Below are 26334 nucleotides of genomic sequence, written 5' to 3' on the forward strand. Positions count from 1 at the left end.
TGTCACACGCAGAGCATTGAACCGAGCCGTTCCCGTGCGCAACGCTCGATGCACACAGAGTTACGGAGGTGTGCGGAATGGAACCGGGAACGCTCGTCTACGACCCGCAGGCGAACAGGGTCGGCGAGTATCGGGACAGAACCGGCCCGTATGTGATGCTGCGCCCGGTCGGCGGTGGCAGGGAGTGGCAGGCGGACCCGGAGAGGATCCGGCCGGCGACCCCGGACGAGCGGCTCAGCGCGGGGTTACGGGCGCTGAACGACCGTTCCAGGGAGGGGCTGTCGGCTGATCCGACCCGGCCTCCGCTGCCGGTGCGGGGGTGCGCGGCGTGTGAGGAGCTGGCGGTTCGGCGGGACCGGGCACGGGCGGCTTTCGACGCGAGTGCCGTGACGGACGCGAACGTCCTGCTGCGCAAGCACCAACGGGAGGAGCACGGCGGGGAGTCGGCGGGACGCCGGATCTTCCGGTACGTGCCGTACTCGATCGTGCAGGACGCGTCCGCGCTGCCCGAGTACCAGGCGTACTGCGTCGCGGGCGAGGACGCGGACTGCGGGGCGACGTCGGGGCCGTGCCGGGCGCCCGGCGAGGTCGAGGAGTGGCAGCGCAGGCACACCCAGGAGACCGGCCACCTGCGCTACCGCCGCAGCTTCGCCGACTACGCCGTACTGGAGCGGCAGGGCGGCTGACGACGCTCGACCGACTCAGGAGCGGTCGGTCAGCTTCCGCAGCTCGGGCGGGAGTCGGTCGACGGACTCCGCGACGACGAGACGGTGGGCGCCCGTGTCCTCGGCGACCGCGACCGCGACGGCGGGGTCCACGCCCGGCACGGCGAACGCGGTCGTCAGAACCGGGCCCTCGCCGTCGTCGCCGTCGCCGGGCGTGTCGTCGCAGGCCGGGCGGGTGGCGGAGCCGAGCGACCGCCCCACGGGCACGCCGGTCTCCTCCCTGCCGAGGTAGGTGCGGCCGTCGTACTCGACGACGTAGGCGCAGGAGGGCGCGGGCCGCGCGTCGGCGTCCGGGGACGAGGGCGCGCAGCCCGCGGTCAGGGGGACGAGCACGGCCACCGCCCACCACGGCATCGATGTCTTCATCGGTGCTCCTCCTTCCGGGGCCCGCGCCCCTTCGGCGACGGCCACGCGACGAAGACGGGTGCGGGGCCGGAAACGTTCAGTGCCCGGGCGCGCCCTGTGCCACGAGCTGCCCGCCGCCCGCGCCGCCCTCCGGGCCGAGGTCGATCAGCCAGTCGGAGGCGCGGGCGACATCGGTGTTGTGCTCGATGGTGACGACCGAGTGCCCGGCGTCGACCAGGCGCTGGAGGACGTCGAGGAGGCGGGCGGTGTCGGCGGAGTGCAGGCCCGTCGTCGGTTCGTCGAGGAGGTACAGGGCGCGGCCCGTCGTGCGGCGGCCGAGTTCCTTCGCGAGTTTCAGGCGCTGGGCCTCGCCACCGGAGAGGGTGGTGGCGGGCTGGCCCAGCGGGAGGTAGCCGAGGCCGACGTCCGCCATGCGGCGCAGCCGGGCGGCGACCGCCGGGACGTCCGCGAAGACGGTCAGGGCCTCGTCCACGGTCGCCTGGAGCACCTCGGCGATGTCGTGGCCCTCGTGGCGGACCGACAGCACCTCCGGCCGGAAGCGGCGGCCCTTGCACGTGGGGCAGCGCACCTCGACCGCCGGGAGGAAGTGCATGCGGACGGTGAGGACGCCCGCGCCCTCGCAGCGTTCGCAGCGTCCGCCGGGCACGTTGAAGGAGAAGTGCCCGGCGGTGAGGGCACCTTTGCTGCGGGCGGCGAAGACCTCGCGGATCGGGGTGAAGACGTCCGAGTAGGTGGCGGCGTTGGAGCGCGGGACGCGGCTGATGGGCTCCTGGTCGATGAGGACGGCCTTGGACAGGTGCTCGAAGCCGTCGACGCCGTCGTGCTCGGCGGGCGGGTCCCCGGCCCCGTGGAAGTGGCGGCGGGCGGCGCGGCCGAGGACGTCCAGCAGCAGCGTCGACTTGCCCGAGCCGGACGGGCCGGTGACCGTGACCAGGCGGCGCAGCGGGATCCGTACGGTGAGGTCCTTGAGGTTGTGGGCGCGGGCCCCGCGGATCACGACGGCCGTGTCGCTGTCCCCGCGGCGGCGTGAACCCGGCACGGACAGGCGGCCGGAGAGGTACGCGCCGGTGACCGAGCCCTCGGCGCGGGCGACCTCCTCGGGGGTCCCGGCGGCGACGATCCGGCCGCCGTCCCGCCCGGCGCCGGGGCCGACGTCGACGACGTGGTCGGCGGCGCGCAGCACCTCCAGGTCGTGTTCGATGACCAGCACGGTGTTGCCGAGGTCGCGCAGGCGGCGCAGGACGCCGACGAGGCGGGCCGTGTCGGAGGGGTGCAGGCCGATGGTGGGCTCGTCCAGGACGTAGAGCACGCCGGTCAGTCCGGAGCCGAGCAGGGCGGCCAGCCGCAGCCGCTGTGTCTCGCCGGCGGAGAGGCTGGGTGTGGCCTGCCCGAGGGTGAGGTAGCCGACGCCGACGTCGACCAGGCGCCGCACCCGTTCCTCCAGGTCGGCGACGACCGGCTCGACGAGCAGCCACTCGTCCCCGGCGGTCCGCTCCCGCAGCCCGGCGAGCCAGGTGCCGAGGTCGGTCAGCGGGAGCCGCGCGGCGTCCACGATGGTGAGGCCGTGCACGGTCACCGCCCGGCTCTCCGGCCGCAGCCGGGTGCCGCCGCACGCCTCGCAGGGCTGCTTCACCAGGCCCTGCTGCTCGGCGCGTTCGCGGTACTCGGGGTCGTCGGCACGGTCGGTGTAGCGGCGCAGCAGTGCCGTCGCGACCCCTTCGAAGCGGCCCGCCGACACGGTCCTCGGCGGCTCGGTGTCCGGGAAGTGCCGCCGGAACTCTGGGCTTTCGACGCCGTGGAGGAGCAGGTCCCGTTCCTGCCTGCTCAGTTCGTCGACGGGCCGGTCCGTGTCGAAGGTGAAGCCGTAGTGCCGGGCGGCGGCCCGCAGCTGGGGCAGGCTCCACTCGGTGAACTTCGTGTTCCAGCCGCGCACCGCGCCCTCGGCGACCGGTTTCGCGCCGTCGAGCAGGCGCCGTACGTCGGGCCGGACGACCTCGCCGAGGCCGGTGCAGGCGGGGCAGGCCCCGGCGGGCTTGTTGAAGGAGAAGGAGCCCATGACCAGGTCGGGAACGAGGGTGCCGCAGTGCGGGCAGGGCCGCTGCTCGGCCTCGGCGTCCTCGTCGGGCTCGGTGTCGTCGGCGTAGGACGGCGGGATGCTCTGCCCGCAGCCCGGGCACGGCCGTACTCCGACGCGCGACCACAGCAGCCGCAGGTAGGTGAAGACCTCGGTGACCGTGCCGACCGTGGAGCGCGGGCTGCGGTTGGTGTGGTGCTGGTCGACGCTGATGGACGGGGACAGGCCGGTGATCGAGTCGACGGCGGGCTTGCTGACGAGGCCGGTGACCATGCCCAGCGACTCCAGGTACTGCCGCTGGCCCTCGCGGTGGAGGGTGTCGAAGGCGAGGGTGGACTTGCCGGAGCCGGACAGTCCGGTCAGGACGACCAGCTTGTTCTTCGGCAGGGAGAGGGAGACGTTCCTGAGGTTGTTCAGACGCGCACCGGTGACATGAATGCAGGAGTCCATTCCTTCAAGTCTTCCATTGAAGCGCGGTGTTGGGACTTTCGCCCGCTTGCGGCGGAGGATGCTGGCGTAACCTTCAAACCGATGACGAACGACCGCCGCCTCCGCCCCGTCGACCTGGCCCGTCTGGCCGGTGTCTCGACGCAGCAGATCCGCAACTACGAGGAGGCCGGGGTGCTTCCGCCGGCCGCCCGCACGGCGTCCGGCTACCGGGCCTTCCGGGACGTGCACCGCCGCGCGCTGCTGGCGTACCGGGCGATGCTGCGGGGCTACGGTCCGGTGACGGCGGCGGCGATCATGCGCAGGGTCCATGAGGGGGACGTCCCCGGCGCCCTCGCCCAGGTCGACGCGGCGCACGCGGCGGTGCACGAGGAGCGGGTGTCCCTGCGGGCGGCGAGCGAGGCGCTGGAGCTCCTGGCGCTGGAACCCCCGGCCGCGCTCCCCCGCTCCGGGGTGCTGCGCATCGGCGAGGTGGCCGGGCTGCTCGGCGTACGGACCTCGGCGCTGCGGGTGTGGGAGGCGGCGGGGCTGCTCGCGCCGGTCCGCGAACGCGGCACGGGCTACCGGGTGTACGGGCCGGCCGACGTGCGCGACGCCCGGCTGGTGCACACCCTGCGCCGCAGCCACTACCTGTTCGACCAGATCAGGCCGGTGCTGGAAGGGCTGCGGAGGGAGGGCGGCAGCGAGGCCCTGCGGGCGGCGATCGCGGCCCGCGGCGAGGCCCTCGCGGCCCGGACCAGGGGGATGACCGAGGGGGCGGGGGCGTTGCACACCTACCTCAGCGGGCTCCCCGAGGCCGCAGGAGTCCCACCCCGGTGAGACCGGCCGCGCGCAGGCGCCCGCGGCTGCCCCGCCGCGGGCGATACCGGGAGTAACGTGGCAGGTGCGAGGCGGTCCCGTTGTCGCACCGGCACTCGAGACGGGTGATCCTCATGACCGGCACGGACACACCAACTGTTTCCCGGCGTCTGCCCAGCGGCGTCCACGAGGCCGTGCGACCGGGCTGCGCGCTGCTCCGGCTGGAGACGACCGACTCGCGCGAAGGGGTCCTCGACGGCGCGTGGTGGCCGCGTTCGCGCGACTTCGCGGTCGAGCTGCCCGCGCTGCTGACCGCCCTCGTCGACCACCTCGGACCCGTGACCCGCGTGGGCCTGGACAGCGCGGCCTGGGAGGGTCTGCCGACGCGGATCGTCGTGGACGACCGGGTGGTGCACGTCGACCGGTTCCCGGTCGGCGACGGCACGGTCCTGATCACCCGCGGCGACCAGGACGTGTTCTCCCTGCTGGTGGTCCCGCCGGACGCGGCACCGGAGGCCGCCCACGCCGCGATGGCCCAGGCCGTCCGGGCGGACAACGTCAGCCGTGCGGGACAGATCCTCGTCGACACCGGGGGCGGGGGCACTTCGCCGGTGTGACGGATCGGTGACGGTCCCAGGAGTACCGTAGGAGGAGTCGAGGGTACTTCGTACACCGGTGACAGGACTGGTCTCGTCCTCGGCGCGCGGCACGGCACGAGCCGCGCGACACGACACGAGCCGTTCCGACGGCCCGGGGCAGGATCCGCCCTATGACCACCGATTTCCCGCACCGGCTCGACGACGATCCTGACGGCGCCGCCGCCGCCGAAGGCAGGGTCGAGGTACGCATCGAGTCCGCGGACGCCGCAGCGGCCCGCCAGGTGGCGGAGGCTCTCCGGCTGCTGTTCGCGGGCGGTGAGCAACGCAGCTATCCGGCGGCGCCGGCGGGACAGGGGACGCGTCTGCACCTGACGCTCGACCCCGAGCGGGCCGCCGGGCCCCTTCCCTCCTGGCTGGAGGCGAGCAGACCCCCGGTCGACCGGACGCACACGGGCGAGACCGCGCTCCGGCCGCGGCCGCAGGAACCCGCCGAGACCGCCGAGACCGCCGAGACCGCCGAGACCGCCGAGACCGCCGAGCCTCCAACGACCGTGGGTTCCACGCAGACTCCCACGCCAAGCCCCACGCCCCTACGGCTCCGGGAACCCTCATGACTGTGCCGTCCCGCCCTGCGTCCTCCGTCCGGCTGCGCCTGGGGGAGTACTCCGGCGCGAGTGGCTCGGCCCGGCCCCTCGACGGCGCCTGGTGGCCGAGGTCGTACGACCTGACCGCCGAACTGCCCGGACTCCTCGCCGCGTTGCCGCACCGCTGGGGACACATCACCAGCGTCCTCGTGAACGGCGGGATGTGGTCGCTGTCCGGGGACGGCATGCTCATCGACGACCAGTGGGTGCACGCGCGCGGCACGGACTCGGCGCGAGCCGGGCACACCGTCTGCCTCCTCTCCCCCGGCCAGGGGCGCTGGGACCTGCTGGTCGTGCCGCCCGCCGCGACGGACGCGGAGGCCGAACGCCTCATGGACACGGCCACGGGCGGCAGCGGAACGGACCCGGCGCAGTCCTGACGGCCGGCGCTGTCCTCACGGGCCGGCGCTGTCCTCACGGCCGGCGCTGTCCTCACGGGCCGGCGCTGTCCTCACGGCCGGCCCGGCCCTGACGGCCGGCTCTGCCCTTGAGGCCCTTGTCCCGACGGCGGCAGCGGTCAGGCGGCCGGGGCCGGGCGCGGTGCGCCGTGGAAGACCTGGCGCGCGTGCCAGTCGCGGTGCGCCGCGGCGACGGGGGACGCGCCGGGCTGGGGCCCGACCAGCGGGCGGCCCGCCAGGGCGGTGACGTGCTCGCGGGCGGCGGCGCTGTGACCGACGAACCGCTGTGAGACCAGGACGCGTTGATCGTCCCCCACCCCGAGCACGCCCTTGTCGAAGAGCTTGTGGTGCAGCGAGCACAGGCACAGCCCGTTCTCGACCTCGTCGGGTCCGCCGAACGCCCACCAGCGCACATGGGCGGCCTCCAGCCCGACGGGTACCGCGCCGATCCTGCCGTCGTATCCGCAGAAGGCGCACCGGTACTCGTAGGCGGTCAGCACCAGCTCCCGCATCCGCGGGTCGCGCCGCCTGCGTACCGCCGTGAGCCGCTCGACCTCCGCAAGCTCCAGGTCCAGGCCGACGGCTTCGCACAACTCCCCGTGCAGGGACGGCGGGAAGTGCAGGTCGAGCAGGGACCGCGCGATCCTGCCGAGCAGCTCCGGCTCGCGCCGCAGCGCCGCCCTCAGGTCCGGCGCGAGCCGTCCGGTGGCGCCCGTCGCGCGAAGGTCGCGCACCCCGCTGCCCGGGCTGCCGGGTCCGCGGTCGGTCCGCACCTCCCACACGCCGTCGCCGGTGAGGTGGTGGAAGGGGTAGGCGGGGGTCGTCCTGTGGGGCGGCCCGTACTCGGCCAGCAGGCGCTGCAGATCGCGCTCCACCGCGGTGTAGCGCAGCCCGCCGTCGGCGTCCTCCTGGTACCGCCCGAGGGCGTACAGCAGCAGCAACGGCTTGTGCGGAGCCCGCGTCCCGCTCCGCGTCCACTGCCTCAGCTTCGCCATGCGCTCCAGCCAGTCCATGGCGGGTGAGCGTAGACGCCCTTACCGCACCCACGGTCTCCACACCTCCCTTCTTGTTAAAGTGACAGGAACTGAAGTACCGTCATTGCTATGCAAGTTGACGAGTGGTCACCCACACCCGTGCTCCTGACGGTCGACCTCGTGATCCTGACCCTGCGCGAGGGGCGCCTGTGCGTCCTGCTCGTGGAGCGAGGTGAGGATCCCTTCCAGGGGATGAAGGCCCTGCCCGGCGGATTCCTCAACCACGCCGGTGAGGAGATCGTGGACGCCGCCCACCGTGAGCTGAGTGAGGAGACCGCGCTGGGCGGCGGAGGGGTGCATCTCGAGCAGTTGGCCACCTACGGGGAGGCGGGCCGCGATCCACGGGGACGTGTGGTGTCCGTGGCCCACCTGGCGATCGCGCCGGGGCTCCCCGAGCCGGTCGCGGGGACGGACGCCGCGGATGCCGCGTGGGTCCCCGCGGAGGCCGTCCTGTCCGGTGAGGTGGAACTGGCCTTCGACCACCGGCGGATCGTGACGGACGGGATCGAACGCGCCCGTACCAAGCTGGAGTTCTCGGCGCTGGCCACGGCCTTCTGCGGAGAACTGTTCACCATAGCCGAGTTGCAGCAGGTGTATGAGGCGGTTTGGGGCACCGCCCTCGACACCCGCAATTTCTACCGGAAGGTTCAGGCCGTGAAGGGGTTCATCGTCCCCGCCGGCCCCGGACGCAGGACCACGGGCGGACGGCCGGCACGGCTGTACCGGGCCGGGCCGACGACGGTGCTGTCCCCACCACTGATCCGGCCTGTGCCGTCCGCCGACGAAGAGGACGCGGGAGAGGAAGGGAAGTAGATGTCGGGAGACCTGGTGGTGATCCTCACCGCCCTCAATCTCGAGTACGAGGCCGTGCGCCGGAAACTGGCCGGCCCACAGCTGCACCGTCACGAGCGTGGGACACGGTTCGAGGTGGGAACCGTGCGGGGCACTTCCTGCCGTGTCGCGCTCGGCCTGACGAACAAGGGGAATCATTCCGCCGCCGTGATCGCCGAGCGCGCGATCCAGGAGTTCTCGCCGGCGGCCGTGTTCTTCGTCGGTGTCGCCGGTGCCCTGTGGGACACCGCCAGGCTGGGCGACGTGGTGGTGGCGACCCATGTGTACGCCTACCACGGCGGGACCAGCGAGGACGACGGCCTCAAGGCCCGGCCGCGGGTGTGGGAGGCGCCGCACGGCATCAGCCAGCTCGCCTCGCACGTGGCCCGCACCGACGACTGGGCCGGGGGCACACCCGGTCGCGGGCGCGCGCCGCAGGTGCGCTTCGGCGCGATCGCCGCCGGCGAGATCGTGCAGAACTCGCGGATCTCGGCCGAGGCGCGCTGGATCCGGCAGCACTACAACGACGCGCTCGCCATCGAGATGGAGGCCGCCGGGGTGGCGCAGGCCGGTCATCTCAACGGGGCGCCGGTGGCCGTCATCCGCGGCATCAGCGACCGGGCGGACGGGACGAAGAGCAGCGCGAAGGACCGGAACCTGCAACCGCGGGCCGCGGCGAACGCGGCCGCGTTCGCCACCCGGCTGGCCGTGGAACTGGTGGGAGAACAGGAGCACATCGCGATGTCACGAGCAGACAGGGCCGCTACGGCCGGCAGACGCCAGGAGCGCGTCCGCAACACCGCACACCACAGCACCGTCGGCATCATGGCCGGCTCGGTCCACGGAAGCAGCGTCCACCTGAACGCGGACCCGAAGGTGACCGGACCGGCCGACCTGGTCGCGGAACTGGACGCCTTCCGTGCGCACCTGGAGCGTCACCACGCCGAGGGCGGCCTCGACGACGACACCTACCGGGCGGCACTGGACGACCTGGCCTCGGCCCTGCGGGCGGCGAGGGAGAACACGTCCGGAGCGCCCCGGAGGGCGACCACGGCACTCAAGAGGTTACGCGGACTGATCGCGGAGTCTCCCGAGCTGGTGGCCCGGCTGGCACCCCTGGTCGTGGCGGCGGGTGACCTGTCATGAACGACGGCACCACCGTCACGCACCACTCCGCCGCGTACGACTCGACCGTCGGGATCCAGGCCGAGACCGTACACAACTCCAACGTCTACTTCGTCCACCCGGATGCCTCGCCCCAGGAGAAGTACAAGGTCGGCGTGCGGTACCTGGAGGACGGCATCCCCAGCCGCGCTCGCGACATGATCAGCGACGCGATCGCCCACGGACACGACAACGCCGAGGTCCGATTCCACTGGGTGCTCGCGATGCTCAGCGCACGCGCCTACCACGACCTCGGCACGGAGGAACTCCAGCGGCTGCACAAGGCCTCCGGGCTCGTGGGGCACTACGCCGACGGGGAGTGGAAGGACGCGCTGCGCGTCGCCTTCGAGCTGCTGGCGATGCTCAGTCCCGCGGACGGCGGGACGGGACGCGTCCTGGAGCGGTTGCAGGCCCTGTCACCCCACCAGCGGGACGCGATCCTCCACCACCTCGACCTGGTCCTCACCGGCGGGCTGAAGGACAGCCTGTGGGCCGAGAACCGCCGGCGGGCCGAGGCCGCCCGTTTCGCCAACGACCGTGTCCAGCGGGTCTGGGCCTACTTCGAACCCGACCCCATCGGGCCGCGTGCCCTGCCGCCCCGCCCGAGCACCGCGGCAGCCGCCCAGGCGGCCCTGCCGGTCCGCGTCGGACTGTTCGTGCTCGCCACCGCGTTCCTCTGGATCCTGGCGCTGTTCGCGGATCCGGCCGCGGCGATCATCGAGTCGCTGCTGGCGCTCGGCGCGGGCCTGACCGCGGCCCGCTTCGGCCGCCAGTGGTGGTACGACGAGCATCAGCTGAAGGCCAGGAACCGCGAGTCCCACCTGCCGTACACGGGCGCTCAGGCCTCGGCCGGCGACGGGTTCACCAACCGCGTCCGCCAGGCGTTCGACCACTACTTCAGCGTCCGCGTGCCGCACGGTCTGACCCCGCACGCCTGGCTCCGGCTCACCGCCCACCTCCGCCACAACCTCGTCGCCGAGATCGCGACCCTCTACCGCGAGAGCCGCGTCGGCGTGGACCGCCTCAACTGGCTGATCCGCCATCTCGCCGAGGACGCCCGGGACCGCCACCACAAGGGCACTCTCTTCGACGAGGGCCACCGCAACCAGACGCCGGCGGTGGCGAAGGCGCTGTGCGTGGTCGCCCTCATCGCGCTCGGCATGATGACGATGGCCCTGATCGGAACGGTGGCCTCGGGCTCCGGCGCGTCGCAGATGCTGCTGGCCGTCCTGGCGCTGGCCGGTGCCGTCTGGTCCGGACGCGAGGCCGCGTACGCGTGGCTGGCGGCCCGGGGCGAGGAGCAGCGGCTGGCCGAGGAGGAGCGGGCCTACCAGGAGCAGCTCACCGCGCGGCAGGCCGCGTACGAGAAGTGGAAGTCGTTCCTGGACACCACGCGCCCCAGTGAGCTGGACATGGAGAAGTGGCTGACCTGCGACAAGACGCTGTTCGTCGACGAGGCGCTGCGCCACTACCAGCTCACCTGGCGTGACCTGATCACCCACACCATCCTGGTCACCCCCGCACGCCCCTACAAGCGGGGGCGTGTGAAGGGCGGCCCCTGGCGATACTCGCGCTACAGCTTCCGCCTCTTCCTGGTCACGCAGGACGGCGTCCGCGAGGTCAGCACGGAACTCGACTTCACCGACGCGCAGCGCGGCGGCAACGAGCAGCGCAGCAACTACCGCTTCGACGCGTTGTCCTCCGTGCAGGTCACCGAACGCACCCACGTCGGCTACGACTTGGAGCTCGTCCTCACCAACGGGCCGGCCAGGACCATCCGCGTCAAGGACGCCGACACCCATCAACTGGCGCCGGACGAGAACGCCCGGGAGATCGCCGAGATCAACCTCAACGCGGCCGGCTTCACCCACACCTTCCGCCTCCTGGAAGGGATAGCGGCGGACGGCAAGGGCTGGATCGAGCGGAACAACCCCAACAAGCTGCCGTCCTTCCGCCCCGCCGACTGAGCCCTCCGGGCGTCCGGGCCGGGCAGGGGCCGCAGCGCCGCCCCTGCCCGCCCGTTCATCAGCTCCCAGCCGGTACCCGAGGTGAGGAATGGCCGTGGCCGACACAGACGACGTCACCGAGAGCAGGCTGCTGCTGGTCGAGTACGACCGCATCAAGGAGGAGCAGAAGACCCGCATAGGGTTCCGTGACAATTTGCTCTACTTCACGCTCGCCTCGGCGACCGCGGTCCTGGCGATCGCCGTCCCGGGCGGGCAGGCCCCCCTGCTGCTCGCCGTCCCGGTGATCTGCCTGGTACTGGGCTGGACCTACCTGGTCAACGACGAGAAGATCTCGGCGGTGGGCTGCTACATCCGCGACCGGCTGGGACCGCGGCTGGCCGAACTCAGCGGCGCCCCCGGCGCGGTGTTCGGCTGGGAGACCTACCACCGCGACGACGCGAGGCGCACCACGCGCAAGCGGCTGCAGACGGCGGTGGACCTGTTCACCTACGTCGCCCTGCCGATGATCTGCGTGATCGCCTTCTGGTGCTCCCCCGCCGTACGGCCGCTCCTCCTGACGGTCTCCCTCGCACAGACGCTGGCCCTGGCCGTACTGGGGTGGCAGTTCCTGCGCTATGCGGAGCTGTAGCGCTGCTCAGTGAGAGCCGAGCATCCTGCACGGCCACGGTGGCGCGCGGCCGCCGCCGGCCCTCCTGCGCACATGAGGAGGCCGGAGCCCGCAAGCCCCGCCCGAACCCCCGGAAAGCGCGCCTCAGCTCACGGCCACACCAGGCAGTAAGGCTGATGCCCCGCCTCATGCAACCGATGGCTGAAGTCCTGCCATTCGTGCAGCAGTTGGTAGACGTTGAACGCGTCCCGCGGGCCGCCCCGGTCGGGGACCGTCGACCAGATGAACGCCGCCGCGCCCACCGCCTCCTCGCCGATCCCGCGCAGCGGGTCGACGACCGTCATCGGGAGCTTGACCACCGCGTAGTCGGGGTGCAGGACGACCAGCTCCAGGGGCGGGACCTTGTGCAGGGGGACGCCCTCGATGCCCGTCAGGACCATCGCGGCCATCGTCTCCGGCTTGATCTTGGTGAACATGCCGTTCATGCCGAGCTCGTCGCCGCCGAGCTCCTCGGGGCGCATCGAGATCGGGACGCGGGCCGCGGTCGCGCCGTCGGGCGCTCCGAAGTACTTGTACGTCACCCCCACCCGACCACCATTCCCGTTCCCGGCCCGAAGATCGTCCACTCGACGTTCAGTACGTCCGTCGAGCCGCTCCGGTTCAGTGGGCCGGCCCTGTGCGTGGCGTGCTTCCTGCGTGTCCTCCGCTTCGCGCCGGTGCCTTCCCCGCCGGGCACGTCGAGGACCCAGGTCATCAGTCCCCTCGCCCAGTCCGCCACCGCGATGCATATCTCCACCCGACTGCTTTTCCAGAACGCGTCGCCCCGGCCGCGCGACCCGATCATCGTGTCAGTGACCTCCCCCACGGCCGCCCGCCGAAACGTGCGTCGAAACATCTGACCGCAGGATCTTCGCAGCCTCCGACCACCCGGTTGCCGGAGCTGTGTGTATCAGGTCCCAGTCTCGCAGACGACGGGGGGCCTCCGACCGGTCGTCCCACACCCCGGCTCCCCTTTCCCCTGACCTACCCTGAACAGGTCACTGACACCCGGAGCCCGACGACGTCGGAGAAGGTCGGAGAAGTCGCAGGTCATGAGCGAACTGACATATCCGTATGAAGCACCGGCCTCGCAGGCTCTGTTCGATCGGGCCGCGGCCGTCACGCCCGGTGGCGTGAACTCACCGGTCCGGGCCTTCCGCGCCGTGGGCGGCACGCCGCGGTTCATGGTGTCCGGCACCGGCCCCTATCTGACCGACGCCGACGGGCGGGAGTACGTCGACCTGGTCTGCTCCTGGGGGCCCATGATCCTCGGGCACGCGCACCCCGAGGTGATCGCCGCCGTCCAGGACGCCGTCGCCCGCGGCACGTCCTTCGGCACGCCCGGTGAGGGCGAGGTCGCGCTCGCCGAGGAGATGGTCGCCCGGGTCGCGCCGCTGGAGCGGGTGCGGCTGGTGTCCAGCGGCACCGAGGCCACCATGTCGGCGATCCGGCTCGCGCGCGGGTTCACGCGGCGCACCAAGGTGGTCAAGTTCGCCGGCTGCTACCACGGGCACGTCGACTCGCTGCTCGCCGCGGCCGGCAGCGGCGTCGCCACGTTCGCGCTGCCGGACACCCCGGGCGTCACCGGCGCCCAGGCCGGCGACACGATCGTGCTGCCGTACAACGACCTCGACGCCGTCCGCGAGGCCTTCCGCGCGCACCCCGGCGAGATCGCCTGCGTGATCACCGAGGCGTCTCCGGGCAACATGGGCGTCGTACCGCCCGCCGACGGGTTCAACCAGGGGCTGAAGGACATCTGCTCCGAGCACGGCGCCCTCTACGTCTCCGACGAGGTCATGACCGGTTTCCGGACCAGCCGCGCCGGGTGGTTCGGGGTCGACGGCGTGGTCCCCGATCTGATGACCTTCGGCAAGGTCATGGGCGGCGGCTTCCCGGCCGCGGCCTTCGGCGGACGCGCCGACGTGATGGCCCACCTCGCCCCGGCCGGGCCCGTCTACCAGGCCGGCACCCTCTCCGGGAACCCGGTCGCCACCGCGGCCGGCCTCGCCCAGCTGCGGCTGCTCGACGACGCGGCCTACGCCAAGGTCGACGCCGTCTCGAAGGAGATCCAGGGGCTCGTCACCGACGCCCTGGCCAAGGAGGGCGTCGCGCACCGGCTGCAGACCGCCTCCAACATGTTCTCGGTCTTCTTCACCGACCGGCCGGTGCGGAACTACGAGGACGCCAAGGCGCAGGAGTCGTTCCGCTACACCGCGTTCTTCCACTCGCTGCTCGCGCACGGCGTCTACCTGCCGCCGTCCTCCTTCGAGTCCTGGTTCGTGTCCACCGCGCACGACGAGCGGGCGGTGCAGCGGATCGCCGACGCCCTCCCGGCGGCGGCCCGCGCGGCGGCGGAGGCGACGGCATGAGCGGGGCGACGGGCCACCGGAGCGACGACGACGTCACCGTCGTCCACGTCATGCGGCACGGCGAGGTCGCCAACCCGGACGGCATCCTCTACGGCCGTCTGCCCGGCTACCACCTCTCCGACCTGGGCCGCCGCATGGCCGACCGGGTCGCCGAGCACCTGTCGGGGCGCGATGTGACCTACGTCGCCGCCTCGCCGCTGGAGCGGGCGCAGGAGACGGCCGAGCCGATCGCCAAGGCGCACGGTCTCGACCTGGCGACCGACGAGCGGCTGATCGAGGCCGCCAACATCTTCCAGGGCAAGACGTTCGGCGTCGGGGACGGGGCGCTGCGCAACCCGGGCAACTGGAAGCACCTGGTCAACCCGTTCCGGCCGTCCTGGGGCGAGCCGTACGTCGACCAGGTCGTGCGGATGATGAGCGCGCTGGGAGCGGCGAAGGACAGGGCCCGCGGGCACGAGGCGGTGGTGGTCAGCCACCAGCTGCCCATCTGGATCGTGCGGTCCTACGTCGAGCGGCGGCGGCTGTGGCACGACCCGCGCAAGCGGCAGTGCACGCTCGCCTCGCTGACGAGCTTCACGTACCACGGCGACCGAATCGTTTCCGTGGGCTACAGCGAGCCGGCCCGCGATCTCGTCCCGGCGCATCTGCTGGCGGGCGCGAAGCCGGTGAAGGGGAAGGACAAGGCGTTCGGCGCCTAGCCGGGCGCCCGGACGTCCGGTCGTCCCCTTCTGATCATTTGAGACCTCTTGATCACTTAAGACCGCTTCGTTACTGAATCTGCAAATATCGGCGGAACCTCCCCGTTCGTCACGTCCTCTGACTGGGTGACCAGCACGACGTGACGAATCGGGGATGCCATGCGCGCTCTCACCCGCAGGGGACTGCTCGGAATCGGCGCGGGAGCCGCCGCCGCCTCACTCACCGCCTGCGGTGGCCTCACGGGCTCGGACGATTCCGGCCACGCGGACGGTTCCGGCGACTCCGCCCAGGGCGGAGCGGAGCCGGGGCCCGCCGCCCGCCCGATCGGCGACGGCTCCACCGCCCACACCGGCAAGCAGCCCCACCAGCCCGCGAAGCCCGAGCCGCTGGAGCCGGGCCAGACGCCCCCGCAGTTCGTGGTGTTCTCCTGGGACGGCGCCGGCGAGGTCGGCAACGGCCTCTTCCCGCGCTTCCTTGACCTCGCCAAGGAGCACGGCGCGAGCATGACCTTCTTCCTGTCCGGGCTCTACCTGCTGCCCGAGTCGAAGAAGCGCCTCTACGACCCGCCGAACAACCCGCGCGGCGCCTCCGACATCGGCTACCTCACCGACGCGCACATCAAGGACACGCTGAAGTACCTGCGCCGCGCCTGGCTGGAGGGCCACGAGATCGGCACGCACTTCAACGGGCACTTCTGCGGCGACTCCCACGGCTCGGTCGGGAACTGGACGCCGCGGCAGTGGCGCAGCGAGATCGACCAGGCGAAGTCCTTCGTGAAGAAGTGGCGCACCCACACCGGCTGGACCGACGTGCCGTCCCTGCCCTTCGACTACGACAAGGAACTCGTCGGCGGCCGCACGCCCTGCCTGCTGGGCCAGGACAACCTGCTGCCCACCGCCCGCGCGCTCGGCTGGCGCTACGACGCCTCCTCGCCCGGCGGCCGCCAGGTCTGGCCCGTCAAGCGTGGCGGGATATGGGACCTGCCGCTGCAGCAGATACCTTTCCCCGGCCGTGGCTTCGAGGTCCTGTCCATGGACTACAACATGCTGGCCAACCAGTCCCTGAACTCCACCAAGGCGCCGGCGCACAACTACCCGGGCTGGCGGGAGCAGTCGGCACAGGCGTACATCCAGGGATTCAAGCGGGCATACGAGACAAACCGGGCTCCGTTCTTCGTCGGCAACCACTTCGAGCAGTGGAACGGCGGCATCTACATGGACGCCGTCGAGGAAGCCTTCCGGCACATCGCGCGCGAGAAGGACAAGGGCGGGGATGTGCGTCTCGTCTCTTTCCGGCAGTACGTCGACTGGATGGACGCGCAGAAGCCCGAGGTCCTCGCCCGGCTGCGCACCCTCGACGTCGGGCAGCAGCCCGCGGGCGGCTGGCGGGAGTTCCTGAAGACGGCCCCCGGCGACTCGGGGACACCGTCCCGAAACGCCGCCTGAAATGCGCTTATCCGCCCGCGAGGGGGGTGGGAAAGATCCCCGGAACGGACATGCGAAACTTTTCACATGAGTGCCGCCAGCCGTGCCCCCCTGCGCTCGACCCGCACCCGCAGCCGCGCCGCCCTGCTCACCGCCGGTGCCGCGGCCGCGGTGCTGACGCTGTCCGCGTGCAGCTCCGGCGGGACGTCCGGCGGAGGCGGTGACACCAACTTCGTCCTGGGCGAGGACGGCATCGCCACCGCGGACAAGGGCGAGCGCGCGGACGCCCCGGACCTGTCCGGCAAGACCGTCGACGGCAAGCAGCTGAACGTCGACGACTACAAGGGCAAGGTCGTCGTCCTCAACGTCTGGGGCTCCTGGTGCCCGCCCTGCCGTGCCGAGGCCCCCGGCTTCCAGAAGGTCTCCCAGGACCTGAAGGACAAGGGCGTGCAGTTCGTCGGCATCAACACCCGCGACACCGGCACCGGCCCGGCCCTCGCCTTCGAGAAGACCTACGGCGTGACGTACCCGAGCCTGTACGACCCGACGGGCAAGCTGATGCTCCGCTTCGAGCGCGGCACGCTCAACCCGCAGGCGATCCCCTCCACCCTGGTCCTCGACCGGGACGGCAGGATCGCCGCCCGCTCGCTCCAGGCGCTGAGCGAGGAGAAGCTGCGCAAGATGATCGCCCCGGTCCTCGCGGAGAAGTGACGTGACCTCGGCAGTCACCACGCTCGCGGCGACGGGCTACAACGGCACGGTGCTCAACGGCGCCCTGCTGGCGGCCCTGCCCATCGCGCTGCTCGGCGGGCTCGTCTCCTTCTTCTCCCCGTGCGTCCTGCCGCTCGTCCCCGGCTACCTGTCGTACGTGACGGGCGTCACCGGCACCGACCTCGCCGAGGCCCGGCGCGGGCGGATGGTCGTGGGCGCCTCCCTGTTCGTGCTCGGCTTCACCGCCGTGTTCGTCTCCTCCGGGGCGCTGTTCGGCTACTTCGGCGACACCCTCCAGGCCAACCGGGGCGTGCTGTCCAAGGTGCTCGGCGGGCTCATGATCCTCATGGGCGTGTTCTTCATGGGGCTGATGCCCTGGATGACGCAGCGCGAGTTCCGCTTCCACAAGCGGCCGGTGACCGGGCTGGTCGGGGCGCCGCTGCTGGGCGCCCTGTTCGGCATCGGCTGGACGCCCTGCATCGGCCCGACCCTCGCCTCCGTGCTGGCGCTCTCCTCCAACCAGGGCAGCGCGGGCCGCGGGGCGCTGCTGACCGTCGCGTACTGCCTGGGCCTCGGGCTGCCGTTCGTGCTCGCCGCCGTCGCCTTCCGCAAGGCCCTCGGCGCCTTCGGCTGGGTCAAGCGCCACTATGTCTGGGTGATGCGCCTCGGCGGCACGATGATGATCCTCACCGGTCTGCTGCTGCTGACCGGCGCCTGGGACAGCATCGTGCAGGAGATGCAGACCTGGTCCAACGGCTTCACTGTGGGGATCTGACCGATGAGCAAGACCGGCACCACCGACCCGGCCCCCGCCGGCCTCCCCGAGGACCAGGACCTCGGCGACGCCGGAGCGCAGCTGTCCACCGCCCCCAGGGAGGACGGGCCGGGCCTGCCGTCCCTGGGCGTGATCGGCTGGGCCCGCTGGTTCTGGCGGCAGCTCACCTCCATGCGGGTCGCGCTGCTGCTGCTCCTGCTGCTGTCGCTCGGCGCCATCCCGGGCTCGCTGATCCCGCAGACCGGCATCGACGCCACCAAGGTCGCCGAGTTCCGCAAGAACAACCCCACCCTCGGTGACGTCTACGACAAGCTCGGGCTGTTCCACGTCTACAGCTCGGTGTGGTTCTCGGCGATCTACATCCTGCTGTTCGTCTCCCTCATCGGCTGCATCGTGCCCCGCACCTGGCAGTTCGTCGGCCAGCTGCGCGGCCGCCCGCCGGGTGCGCCCAAGCGGCTGACCCGGCTGCCCGCCCACACCACGTGGCGTACGACGGCCGCGCCGGAGGAGGTCCGGACCGCCGCGCTCGCCCTGCTGACCAGGCGCCGCTTCCGCGCCCACCTCGCCGGTGACGCGGTCGCCGCCGAGAAGGGCTACCTCCGCGAGGTCGGCAACCTCGTCTTCCACCTCGCCCTGATCGTGATGCTGATCGCCTTCGCCTGGGGCCAGCTGTTCAAGGCCGAGGGCTTCAAGCTGGTCGTCGAGGGCGACGGCTTCTCCAACACGCTCACCCAGTACGACGACTTCAAGTCCGGCAACCTCTTCACGCAGGACGACCTGAACCCCTTCAGCTTCCGCCTGAAGGACTTCAAGGGCACCTACGAGATGAGCGGCCCCAACCGCGGCACCCCGCGCACCTACCAGGCGACGGTGGACTACAGCGAGGGCGCCTACGGCGCGGACCGGCACCGGACCATCAAGGTCAACGAGCCGCTCACCATCGGCGACACCAAGGTCTACCTCGCCGCGCACGGCTACGCCCCGGTCATCACCGTCCGCGACGGCAAGGGCGACGTCGTCTACCGCGAGGCCGTGCCGCTGCTCCCGCTGGACGGCTTCGCGACCTCCTCCGGCGCCGTCAAGGTCATGGACGGCTACCGCAACCCCGAGGGCGAGAAGGAACAGCTCGGCTTCCAGGCGTTCTTCGTGCCCACCTACGAGGGCGGCGCGATGGTCTCGCAGTTCCCCGCGCTGCTGAGCCCGGTGCTCGCGCTCAACGCCTACCACGGCGACCTGGGCGTCGACTCGGGCCTGCCGCAGAGCGTCTACCAGCTCGACAAGCGCAACATGAAGGAGTTCAAGGACTCCGACGGCAAGCTGCTGAAGAAGCTGCTCAAGCCCGGGGAGACGATGCGGCTGCCGAACGGCGCCGGCTCGGTCACGTTCGAGAAGGACGTCAAGGAGTGGGCGCAGTTCCAGATCACCCGGCAGCCCGCCAGCGGCTGGGCCCTGGGCGGTGCGGTCGCCGCGATCTTCGGCCTGGCCGGCTCGCTGTTCGTGCAGCGCCGCCGCGTCTGGGTGCGGGCCCTGCCCGGCCCCGACGGCGTGACCGTCGTGGAGATGGCCGGACTCGGCCGCAGCGAGTCCGCGAAGGTCCCCGAGGAGCTGGGGCAGCTCGCCGGGATCCTGTACGACCAGGCGCCCGGAGCGCCCGCCCCCGCGCATTCCCCCGATACCGACCCCGACGCCGACCAGGAGCCGGGCACCGACACCCCCGTACCCGCCGAAGGGGCTGAGAAGCAGTGACTCTCGCCGCCGCGACCAACGAACAGCTCGCCAGCATCAGCAACACGCTGATCTACTCCGCGATGGCCGTCTACACCCTGGCCTTCTTCGCGTACATCGCCGAATGGCTCTTCGGCAGCCGCAGCAAGGTCGCCCGGACCGCCGCCGCGCTCACGGCGCGGCCGGAGGCGAAGAAGGCGCCCGCCGTCACCGTCAGCACGGCGGGCGGCACGGCCGTGCTGGAGCGGCCCAAGGTGACCGTGCGGGCCGCGGCCGGCCGGCGGGACGTGCCCGACGGGCCGGGGGCGCACGGCGGGGACGAGCAGGGCGACCTGTACGGCCGGATCGCCGTCTCCCTCACGGTGCTCGCGTTCGTCATCGAGGCGGGCGGCGTCGTCGCCCGCGCGGCCTCGGTGCAGCGGGCGCCGTGGGGCAACATGTACGAGTTCAACATCACCTTCTCCACGGTCGCCATCGGCGTGTACCTGCTGCTGCTGGCGCTGAAGAAGAACGTGCGCTGGCTCGGCCTGTTCCTGACCACCACGGTCCTGCTCGACCTGGGTCTCGCGGTCACCGTCCTGTACACGGAGAGCGACCAGCTGGTCCCGGCGCTGCACTCGTACTGGCTGTACATCCACGTCTCCACGGCGATCCTGTGCGGCGCGGTGTTCTACGTGGGCGCGATGGCCACGGTCCTGTACCTCTTCAAGGACTCCTACGAGAACAAGCTCGCGGGCGGCGGCCGTCCCGGCACCTTCGCGACGTCCGTCCTGGAGCGGCTGCCCTCCTCGGCCTCCCTGGACAAGTTCGCCTACCGCGTCAACGCCGCCGTCTTCCCGCTGTGGACGTTCACGATCATCGCGGGCGCCATCTGGGCGGGTGACGCCTGGGGCCGCTACTGGGGCTGGGACCCCAAGGAGACCTGGTCCTTCATCACCTGGGTCGCCTACGCCGGCTACCTGCACGCCCGCGCCACCGCCGGCTGGAAGGGCCGCAAGGCCGCCTACCTGGCCCTGCTCGCCTTCGCCTGCTGGCTGTTCAACTACTACGGCGTGAACATGTTCGTCTCCGGCCTGCACTCCTACGCGGGCGTGTAGCCCGGGAGCACCTCAGCGCCCGGTGTGGGAGGCGCGGTCCGCGACCGACAGGACGATGTCGCGCAGCCGGTCGGCGTACAGCCGCAGGTTCTTGTGCGCGACGTCGGTGTCCGGGTGGCGGGCCGCGAACCACAGCCCCTCGTGCAGCCGGGTGACCCACGCGCAGACCTGGTCGCCGTAGGACACCCGGACCAGTCCGTAGGCGTTCCGCCCGGTCCAGTCCGCGGAGTCCGGGATGTCCCGGGTGTCGGTGTACGACACGATCGAGTACATGTCGGGGGAGGTCGGCCGGAAGTCCGCGCCGAGCAGCCGCAGGACCCGGGCCAGCGGCATGCGGGACAGCGGCCGGGCGGCGTGCAGCGCGTGGCGCACGGTCTTCAGCGCGGCGGGGAAGTCGGGCGTGCCGGCCACGGGCACCTCGATCGGCGCGCCGCCGACGTACCAGCCCACGGAGTCCGAGTACGCCGACCGCGCGCGGGTGTGGAAGGGCACCACGGTGCGGTAGACGGGCTCGCCGCCGATCTCCTGGACGATCAGGGCGGTCGCCGCCAGCAGACCGACGAGGGTGCCGCCGCAGGGGCGGCAGTACGCCTCGAACGCGGCGGCGGCGTCCGCGTCCACGAGCATCTCGCGCATCAGCTTCTGGGTGGGCAGCGCGCCGCCGGGCTCCAGGCCGAGGTCGACGGGGAAGCTCGGCAGCCGCCCGTCGCAGCGGCCGATGAACTCCCGCCAGCGGGCGACGATCTCGTGGTCGGCGTCGATCCGGTCCGCGTCCGCCCGCTCGGCCTCGCAGAAGTCGACGTAGCTGCTGACCGGTGCCCGGTCGGGGACGCGGCCGGTGCGGTGGTGGGCGTACAGCTCGTGGATCTCCGCCGGGATGCGGTAGATCGAGAACGCGTCGACGTTGCTGTGGTCGAAGGCCATGTACACGCTGGTGGAGTCGTCGCGGACGACGGCCGTGTAGATGAGGTTCGGCCAGCGCAGGGCGTCCGCCGTGGTGTCGAAGCGGTCCTGGAGGTGCTGGGTGAGGGCCGCCGCGTCGGTGAACTCCCCGGCGTCCTCACGGTGCAGCGAGACCGCGTCCGCGTCGAGCGTGAAACGGCGGAGCGAGTCACCGGGTCCGCCCGCCCAGCGGAAGCCGCTGCGCAGCGTCTCGTGCCGCAGCGTCCAGCCGCGCAGCGCCTCGCCCAGGGCGTCGAGGTCGGCGCGGCCGGGCAGGTCGAAGGCGGCGCCGATCCAGGTCGGCACGAACAGGCCGTCCTCGCGCACCGAACGCGCCGTCCGCAGGTGTGACTCCTGGATGTAGGCGGGCGGACGCGAGTCCTCCGGCAGGGCCTTCGCCGTCGCGACGGTCGCCGGACTGAGCGTCCATTCGACGAGTCGTCCAGGCCGGACCTCGCAGCGCTGGATGTCAGTCATTCGCACGGGGCGTCTCCGTTCGCAGGTGGGACAGACCCGATCAAGACAATGCCGATGGGCCCGCCGACCACACGGGGTGTCGCCGCATTTCAGGAGAACGGATGGCATGTCGAACGGCGATACGAGGCCGGTGCGTCGTGCCGGGTTGACGCCGCTCGTGTCCGCCCGGTCAGGCGCCGATGTCCTCGTTCCACAGCGCGGGTTCGCGGGCGACGAAGTCACGCATCAGCGCGACGCACGCGGGGTCGTCCAGCAGCACGATGTCCACGCCGTGTTCGGCGAGCCAGTCGTGGCCGCCGTGGAAGGTGACCGCCTCGCCGATCACCACCCGGGAGATGCCGAACTGCCGTACCAGTCCCGAGCAGTACCAGCAGGGGGACAGGGTCGTCACCATCGTCGTGCCCCGGTAGGACCGCTGCCGTCCCGCCGCGCGGAAGGCGGCCGTCTCCGCGTGCAGGGTGGGGTCGCCGTCCTGGACGCGCCGGTTGCGGCCCCGGCCCAGCAGGGCGCCGTCCGCGCCGTAGAGGGCGGCCCCGATCGGGATGCCCCCTTCGGCCAGCCCGGCACGGGCCTCCTCCAGGGCGGTGGTGAGCCATGCTTGGGCCTGTGCGTGATCCATGGGGTCACTGTCGCAGCATCGCTCGGGACCACTGGGGGTTCGCATGCACGCTCTCACCGACTCGGTCGAATCCATGGAGCAGCTCGCCACGGTCTGGCGGCTGATGGTGCTCGACCGGGATCCGCGGGCCGACGTCCGCGACCTGCCCGGCATCGCCGTGCGCTGGGCGGACTGCCGGTTCGCCTTCTGGAACTGCCTCACGCTGACCGAGACCGGCACGGGCCCCGGGCTGCTGCGGCGGCGGCTGGACGAGGCCGCGCGGATCATGCGGGCGAAGCGGCACCCCGGTTTCCTCTGGCTGTTCGAGGACCTGCTCAGCGACGAGGCGCGTGCCGGACTCGCCGGGGCGGCGGCCCGGGCCGGGCTCGTCCACGCGTTCCCCGGCACCGGCATGGCCGGTGACATCCTGCCGGTTCCCGAGCCGTCCCACCCCGAATTGACGTTCGTGCGGGTGCGCGACGACGAGCTGCTGCGGGCCTACGCGGACCTCAACTCGCGTGCCTACGGCTTCCCTTCGCAGGACGGCCGGGACGGCATCGGCGGCTCGTCGCTGTGGAAGGAGCGGGTGCACGCCTGGCTGGGACTGTGCGACGGCGTCCCGGTGACCTGTGCCGCCACCGTGGAGGCCGACGGCCGGCTGTTCGTGGCGCTCGTCGCCACCGACCCGGGCCGGCAGCGGCGGGGCTACGGGGAGGCGGTCACCCGCAAGGCGCTGTACGAAGGCGCCCGGGCCACGGGCCTGACCCGGGCGACCCTGCACGCGACGGCCGCCGGAGCGCCCGTGTACCCGCGCATCGGCTTCGAGCCGAACTCCCCGATCGGCTTCTACGCCCTCGCGGGCTGATCACTCCCCGGGACGGGTGTCCGACACGAGTACCGCCAGCCGGCGCAGGCGCTTCCAGTAGCGCCGGTCCTCCGGTTCACCGAGCGTCGGCAGGACGCGGTCCAGATCCTCGATGCACGCGCGCAGGACCCTGTGGCGCTCTCCGTCGAGAGCACCACCGTCGTTCCGCCAGGCGGACACGCACCCGGCGACGGCTGCGTCCAGCAGCACCAGGTCGATTCCCGCTGGCTCGGCGCCGCGCAGGGCGGCGGGGAAGGCCGCGCGCAGGTGTTCCCGCCACAGGCCGGCCACCTCGGCGGCGTGCCCGCCCGTGCCGTTCGCGCGGCTCACGCCGTCGACGCCCGATCGGCGGGCTCCCCGTCCTCATGCCCCCGGGTCGCCGGAGCCGTCGTGGCCCGGGGGATCACGTGGGTCGGCAGGACGACGTGCCGGCTGTGCTCCTCCTCGGAGTCGGCGATGAGCTTCAGGGCCAGTTCCCCGGCCTCGCGGCCCATGTCCGACGGTGACTGCGCCACCGTCGACAGGTCGAACCAGTCCGCGAGCGGCTGGTCGTCGAAGCCCAGGACGGAGATGCGCTCGGGCACGGGGACGCGGTTGCGGCGCAGGTTCCAGATGAGGGCGACGGCGACCTCGTCCTGCTCGGCGAAGATGGCGGTGGGCGGCTCGCGCAGGCTCAGCAGACGGCCCAGCGCCTCGGCGGCGGAGCGCTTGTCGCCGACCCGAGCGGAGACCACCAGGTCGTCCTCCAGCGGTATCCCCGCCTCGGTGAGCGCCTTCTGGTAGCCCAGCAGGCGTTCGTTGCAGCTGAAGGAGAAGCCGCTCGCGCCGACGGTGGGGACGAAGGCGATCCGGCGGTGGCCGAGGTTGAGCAGGTGCCGGGTGCCCTGCAGCGCGCCGGCGACGTCGTCGACGTAGATGCTCGGGCGCCCGTCGACGTGCTGGCTGACGTAGATCACCGGCATGCCGAGGTCGTCGAGGCGCTCGGTCTCCTCGTCGGTGAGGTCGAAGGAGAACACCAGCAGCGCGTCGGCGTTGCGGCGTGCCGGGAGGTGCTCGAAGAAGGCCGTGCGCTCGGCGAGGTCGGGGATCTCGTAGACGCTGAGCTGCATGCCCGCCGACCGCAGCAGCGGGGCCAGGCTGGACAGGGCGGAGCCCATGAACCACAGGTTCAGCGTGGGCACCAGGACCGCGACGGTCCCGGTCCGGCCCGTGACGAGGCTGGCGGCCTGCCGCGACACGGCGAAGTTCAGCTCGCGCGCGGCCTTCTCGACCCGGGCGCGGACCTCCGGGGAGACCGTGGACAGACCGCGCAGGGTGCGGGAGACGGTGGAGGTGGAGACCCCGGCCCGTTCGGCGACGTCGGCCATCGTGGGGTGCCGCTGAGCTGGAGGCATGAGCGGAATTTAGCACAGGGACCGCCCTTCCTGACGGGATGCGTGACAGCGCTTTCCCGGAATCGCCAGGCGATCATGCAGGCGATTACTCGCACGTAACGCATTGACTTACCCCTGGGCCACCCCTAGCTTGCAAACGTTGTCCCGCAGGGCCGCAAGAGATCCCGAGTGGGATTCTCCTAAAGGATCTGACCTGCGCTTTCGTTTCATGCAACGCGTGACAACGCAGTCTCACGAGCCGTGACCTCGGTTCCGCACGACCAGGAGAGACAGTGACGACCAGAACCATCACCAGAGCGACCGCCCTCGCCGCCGCCGGACTGCTCCTCGCGGCCTGCGGCTCGTCCGGCGGCAGCGGCTCCGGACAGGCCGGGGCGCCGTCGTTCGAAGGGCGCGGCCCCATCACGTTCGTGGCCGGCAAGGACAGCACCGGCACCGTCCAGCCGATGCTCGACCGCTGGAACAAGGCGCACCCGAAGGAGAAGGTCAGCTTCATCCAGCTCCCGACGGACGCGGACGCCCAGCGCCGCCAGATGATCCAGAACGCGGAGACGAAGTCCGACGCCTACACGGTGCTCTCCCTCGACGTCGTGTGGACCTCGGAGTTCGCCGCCCACCAGTGGATCGACAAGCTGCCCGAGGACCGGTTCCCGATGGGGAAGATGCTCAAGCCGGTGGTGGAGACCTCCCGCTACCGCGGCGGCCTGTACGCCGTGCCGAGCAGTTCGGACGGCGGCATGCTCTACTACCGCACCGACCTGCTGAAGAAGGCCGGCGTCGCCGAACCCCCCTCCACCTGGGCCGAGATGACGGCGGCCTGCGCGAAGGTGCGGAAGCTGCCCGAGGCGAAGGGCATGTCGTGCTACGCCGGGCAGTTCCAGAAGTACGAGGGCCTGACGGTGAACTTCGCCGAGGCCGTGAACTCCGCGGGCGGCACCGTCACCGACGCCTCCGGCAAGCCCGACGTGGACACCCCCGAGGCCAGGAAGGGCCTGGACTTCCTCACCGGGGCCCTGAAGGACGGCACCATCCCCAAGAAGGCCGTCACCTTCCAGGAGGAGGACGGCCGGCAGGCCTTCCAGTCCGGTGAGCTGATCTTCCACCGCAACTGGCCCTACGTGTACGCGCTGGCCCAGAAGAGCGGTATCAAGGGCAAGTTCGCGGTCGCGCCCCTGCCCGGTCTGGACGGGCCCGGCTCCTCCAGCCTCGGCGGGCACAACATGGCCGTCTCCGCCTACGCCGAGAACAAGGCGACGGCCCTGGACTTCATCAAGTTCATGACCAGCGAGGAGAACACCCGGACGTTCCTGGAGAGCGCCTCCCTCGCCCCGCCGTACGCCTCCCTCTACGACGACCCGGCACTCATCGAGCAGTACCCCTACCTGCCGGTGCTCAAGGAGTCCATCCTGCGGGCCGTGCCGCGCCCCCGGGTGGTGCCCTACGGCGACGTCACCTCGGCGGTCCAGCAGGAGGCCTACGCCGCCCTGACCGGTGAGAAGGGCAGCGAGCAGGCGCTGAAGGACCTGCAGAAGGCGCTGCGGAAGGCCGTGGCGCAGTGAAGGCCG

26 protein-coding genes are annotated in these 26334 nt (G+C 71.8%); 18 read left to right on the top strand and 8 right to left on the bottom strand.

All coding sequences use genetic code 11. The features are described 5' to 3' along the window. Positions 1 to 77: 77 nt before the first annotated feature. Positions 78 to 686, top strand: a complete 609-nt coding sequence (locus ABZY20_RS32430; RefSeq protein ID WP_356446306.1) for a hypothetical protein — start codon at positions 78 to 80, stop codon at positions 684 to 686. 15 nt (positions 687 to 701) lie between these two features. On the opposite strand, the gene ABZY20_RS32435 is transcribed toward ABZY20_RS32430, so the two are convergent. Then, on the bottom strand, positions 702 to 1091 hold the full coding sequence (locus ABZY20_RS32435) for a DUF6281 family protein (protein WP_356446308.1): 390 nt from the start codon (positions 1089 to 1091) through the stop codon (positions 702 to 704). A gap of 76 nt (positions 1092 to 1167) precedes the next feature. After that, positions 1168 to 3615, bottom strand: a complete 2448-nt coding sequence (uvrA, locus tag ABZY20_RS32440) for an excinuclease ABC subunit UvrA (protein WP_356446309.1) — start codon at positions 3613 to 3615, stop codon at positions 1168 to 1170. A gap of 81 nt (positions 3616 to 3696) precedes the next feature. Between uvrA and ABZY20_RS32445 the strand changes: the two genes are divergently transcribed. The 4 genes from ABZY20_RS32445 (at position 3697) to ABZY20_RS32460 (ending at position 6033) form a co-directional block, all read left to right on the top strand. Next, positions 3697 to 4431: a MerR family transcriptional regulator gene (locus tag ABZY20_RS32445; RefSeq protein ID WP_356446311.1), complete on the top strand. Its 735-nt coding sequence runs from the start codon at positions 3697 to 3699 to the stop codon at positions 4429 to 4431. Positions 4432 to 4544: 113 nt separating this feature from the next. Further along, positions 4545 to 5027: a DUF5994 family protein gene (locus tag ABZY20_RS32450; RefSeq protein ID WP_356446313.1), complete on the top strand. Its 483-nt coding sequence runs from the start codon at positions 4545 to 4547 to the stop codon at positions 5025 to 5027. A gap of 152 nt (positions 5028 to 5179) precedes the next feature. Next, entirely contained in the window at positions 5180 to 5623 is a 444-nt protein-coding gene (locus tag ABZY20_RS32455; protein WP_356446315.1) for a hypothetical protein, read from the top strand. Beyond that, positions 5620 to 6033 carry a DUF5994 family protein gene (locus ABZY20_RS32460; RefSeq protein ID WP_356446316.1) on the top strand — a complete coding sequence of 138 codons (414 nt, stop codon included), beginning with the start codon at positions 5620 to 5622 and terminating at the stop codon, positions 6031 to 6033. The genes ABZY20_RS32455 and ABZY20_RS32460 overlap by 4 nt, the downstream gene beginning before the upstream one ends. Positions 6034 to 6170: 137 nt before the next feature. Here ABZY20_RS32460 and ABZY20_RS32465 read toward each other — a convergent pair whose 3' ends face one another. Then, positions 6171 to 7064, bottom strand: coding sequence for a phosphorothioated DNA-binding restriction endonuclease (locus ABZY20_RS32465; protein ID WP_356446318.1), 894 nt, complete (start codon positions 7062 to 7064; stop codon positions 6171 to 6173). A gap of 90 nt (positions 7065 to 7154) precedes the next feature. Here ABZY20_RS32465 and ABZY20_RS32470 point away from each other — a divergent pair, with 90 nt between their 5' ends. The 4 genes from ABZY20_RS32470 (at position 7155) to ABZY20_RS32485 (ending at position 11675) form a co-directional block, all read left to right on the top strand. After that, positions 7155 to 7898, top strand: coding sequence for an NUDIX domain-containing protein (locus ABZY20_RS32470; RefSeq protein ID WP_356446320.1), 744 nt, complete (start codon positions 7155 to 7157; stop codon positions 7896 to 7898). Beyond that, complete coding sequence (locus ABZY20_RS32475; RefSeq protein WP_356446322.1) at positions 7899 to 9062, top strand: 5'-methylthioadenosine/S-adenosylhomocysteine nucleosidase; 1164 nt, start codon at positions 7899 to 7901, stop codon at positions 9060 to 9062. Next, complete coding sequence (locus ABZY20_RS32480) at positions 9059 to 11047, top strand: hypothetical protein (protein ID WP_356446324.1); 1989 nt, start codon at positions 9059 to 9061, stop codon at positions 11045 to 11047. Before ABZY20_RS32475 ends, ABZY20_RS32480 begins: the two co-directional genes overlap by 4 nt. An 88-nt stretch (positions 11048 to 11135) precedes the next feature. Then, positions 11136 to 11675: a hypothetical protein gene (locus ABZY20_RS32485; protein WP_356446326.1), complete on the top strand. Its 540-nt coding sequence runs from the start codon at positions 11136 to 11138 to the stop codon at positions 11673 to 11675. 128 nt (positions 11676 to 11803) lie between these two features. On the opposite strand, the gene ABZY20_RS32490 is transcribed toward ABZY20_RS32485, so the two are convergent. Then, positions 11804 to 12241 carry a hypothetical protein gene (locus ABZY20_RS32490; protein ID WP_003974483.1) on the bottom strand — a complete coding sequence of 146 codons (438 nt, stop codon included), beginning with the start codon at positions 12239 to 12241 and terminating at the stop codon, positions 11804 to 11806. A gap of 504 nt (positions 12242 to 12745) precedes the next feature. On the opposite strand from ABZY20_RS32490, the gene hemL reads away from it, so the two are divergent. The 7 genes from hemL (at position 12746) to ccsB (ending at position 20493) form a co-directional block, all read left to right on the top strand. Continuing rightward, on the top strand, positions 12746 to 14062 hold the full coding sequence (gene hemL, locus ABZY20_RS32495) for a glutamate-1-semialdehyde 2,1-aminomutase (RefSeq protein WP_356446328.1): 1317 nt from the start codon (positions 12746 to 12748) through the stop codon (positions 14060 to 14062). Beyond that, positions 14059 to 14760 carry a histidine phosphatase family protein gene (locus ABZY20_RS32500; RefSeq protein ID WP_356446329.1) on the top strand — a complete coding sequence of 234 codons (702 nt, stop codon included), beginning with the start codon at positions 14059 to 14061 and terminating at the stop codon, positions 14758 to 14760. The genes hemL and ABZY20_RS32500 overlap by 4 nt, the downstream gene beginning before the upstream one ends. A gap of 159 nt (positions 14761 to 14919) precedes the next feature. Then, the gene (locus ABZY20_RS32505; RefSeq protein WP_356446331.1) at positions 14920 to 16206 is read left to right on the top strand and encodes a polysaccharide deacetylase family protein; all 1287 of its coding nucleotides are present in this window, start codon (positions 14920 to 14922) and stop codon (positions 16204 to 16206) included. Between the two features lie 66 nt (positions 16207 to 16272). Further along, a complete protein-coding gene (locus ABZY20_RS32510) occupies positions 16273 to 16896 on the top strand; it encodes a TlpA disulfide reductase family protein (RefSeq protein WP_356446333.1) in 624 nt (207 codons plus the stop codon). A gap of 1 nt (position 16897) precedes the next feature. Further along, positions 16898 to 17671, top strand: coding sequence for a cytochrome c biogenesis protein CcdA (locus ABZY20_RS32515; protein WP_356446335.1), 774 nt, complete (start codon positions 16898 to 16900; stop codon positions 17669 to 17671). Between the two features lie 3 nt (positions 17672 to 17674). Then, a complete protein-coding gene (locus ABZY20_RS32520) occupies positions 17675 to 19417 on the top strand; it encodes a cytochrome c biogenesis protein ResB (protein ID WP_356446337.1) in 1743 nt (580 codons plus the stop codon). Continuing rightward, on the top strand, positions 19414 to 20493 hold the full coding sequence (gene ccsB / locus ABZY20_RS32525; protein ID WP_356446338.1) for a c-type cytochrome biogenesis protein CcsB: 1080 nt from the start codon (positions 19414 to 19416) through the stop codon (positions 20491 to 20493). The genes ABZY20_RS32520 and ccsB overlap by 4 nt, the downstream gene beginning before the upstream one ends. A gap of 12 nt (positions 20494 to 20505) precedes the next feature. Here the strand turns inward: ccsB and ABZY20_RS32530 are convergent, their stop codons facing one another. Beyond that, positions 20506 to 21918 carry a condensation domain-containing protein gene (locus ABZY20_RS32530; RefSeq protein WP_356446340.1) on the bottom strand — a complete coding sequence of 471 codons (1413 nt, stop codon included), beginning with the start codon at positions 21916 to 21918 and terminating at the stop codon, positions 20506 to 20508. A 163-nt stretch (positions 21919 to 22081) separates the two neighbouring features. Next, complete coding sequence (locus ABZY20_RS32535; RefSeq protein WP_356446342.1) at positions 22082 to 22531, bottom strand: nucleoside deaminase; 450 nt, start codon at positions 22529 to 22531, stop codon at positions 22082 to 22084. Positions 22532 to 22574: 43 nt separating this feature from the next. On the opposite strand from ABZY20_RS32535, the gene ABZY20_RS32540 reads away from it, so the two are divergent. Continuing rightward, positions 22575 to 23375, top strand: a complete 801-nt coding sequence (locus ABZY20_RS32540; protein ID WP_356446344.1) for a GNAT family N-acetyltransferase — start codon at positions 22575 to 22577, stop codon at positions 23373 to 23375. Here the strand turns inward: ABZY20_RS32540 and ABZY20_RS32545 are convergent, their stop codons facing one another. After that, a complete protein-coding gene (locus tag ABZY20_RS32545; protein ID WP_356446346.1) occupies positions 23376 to 23705 on the bottom strand; it encodes a hypothetical protein in 330 nt (109 codons plus the stop codon). It abuts the gene before it with no gap. Further along, entirely contained in the window at positions 23702 to 24742 is a 1041-nt protein-coding gene (locus tag ABZY20_RS32550) for a LacI family DNA-binding transcriptional regulator (RefSeq protein WP_356446412.1), read from the bottom strand. The genes ABZY20_RS32545 and ABZY20_RS32550 overlap by 4 nt, the downstream gene beginning before the upstream one ends. A 299-nt stretch (positions 24743 to 25041) precedes the next feature. Here ABZY20_RS32550 and ABZY20_RS32555 point away from each other — a divergent pair, with 299 nt between their 5' ends. After that, entirely contained in the window at positions 25042 to 26328 is a 1287-nt protein-coding gene (locus ABZY20_RS32555) for an ABC transporter substrate-binding protein (protein ID WP_356446348.1), read from the top strand. Positions 26329 to 26334: the final 6 nt, after the last annotated feature.

The organism is Streptomyces sp. NPDC006624 (assembly GCF_040611555.1).
Lineage (GTDB): Bacteria > Actinomycetota > Actinomycetes > Streptomycetales > Streptomycetaceae > Streptomyces.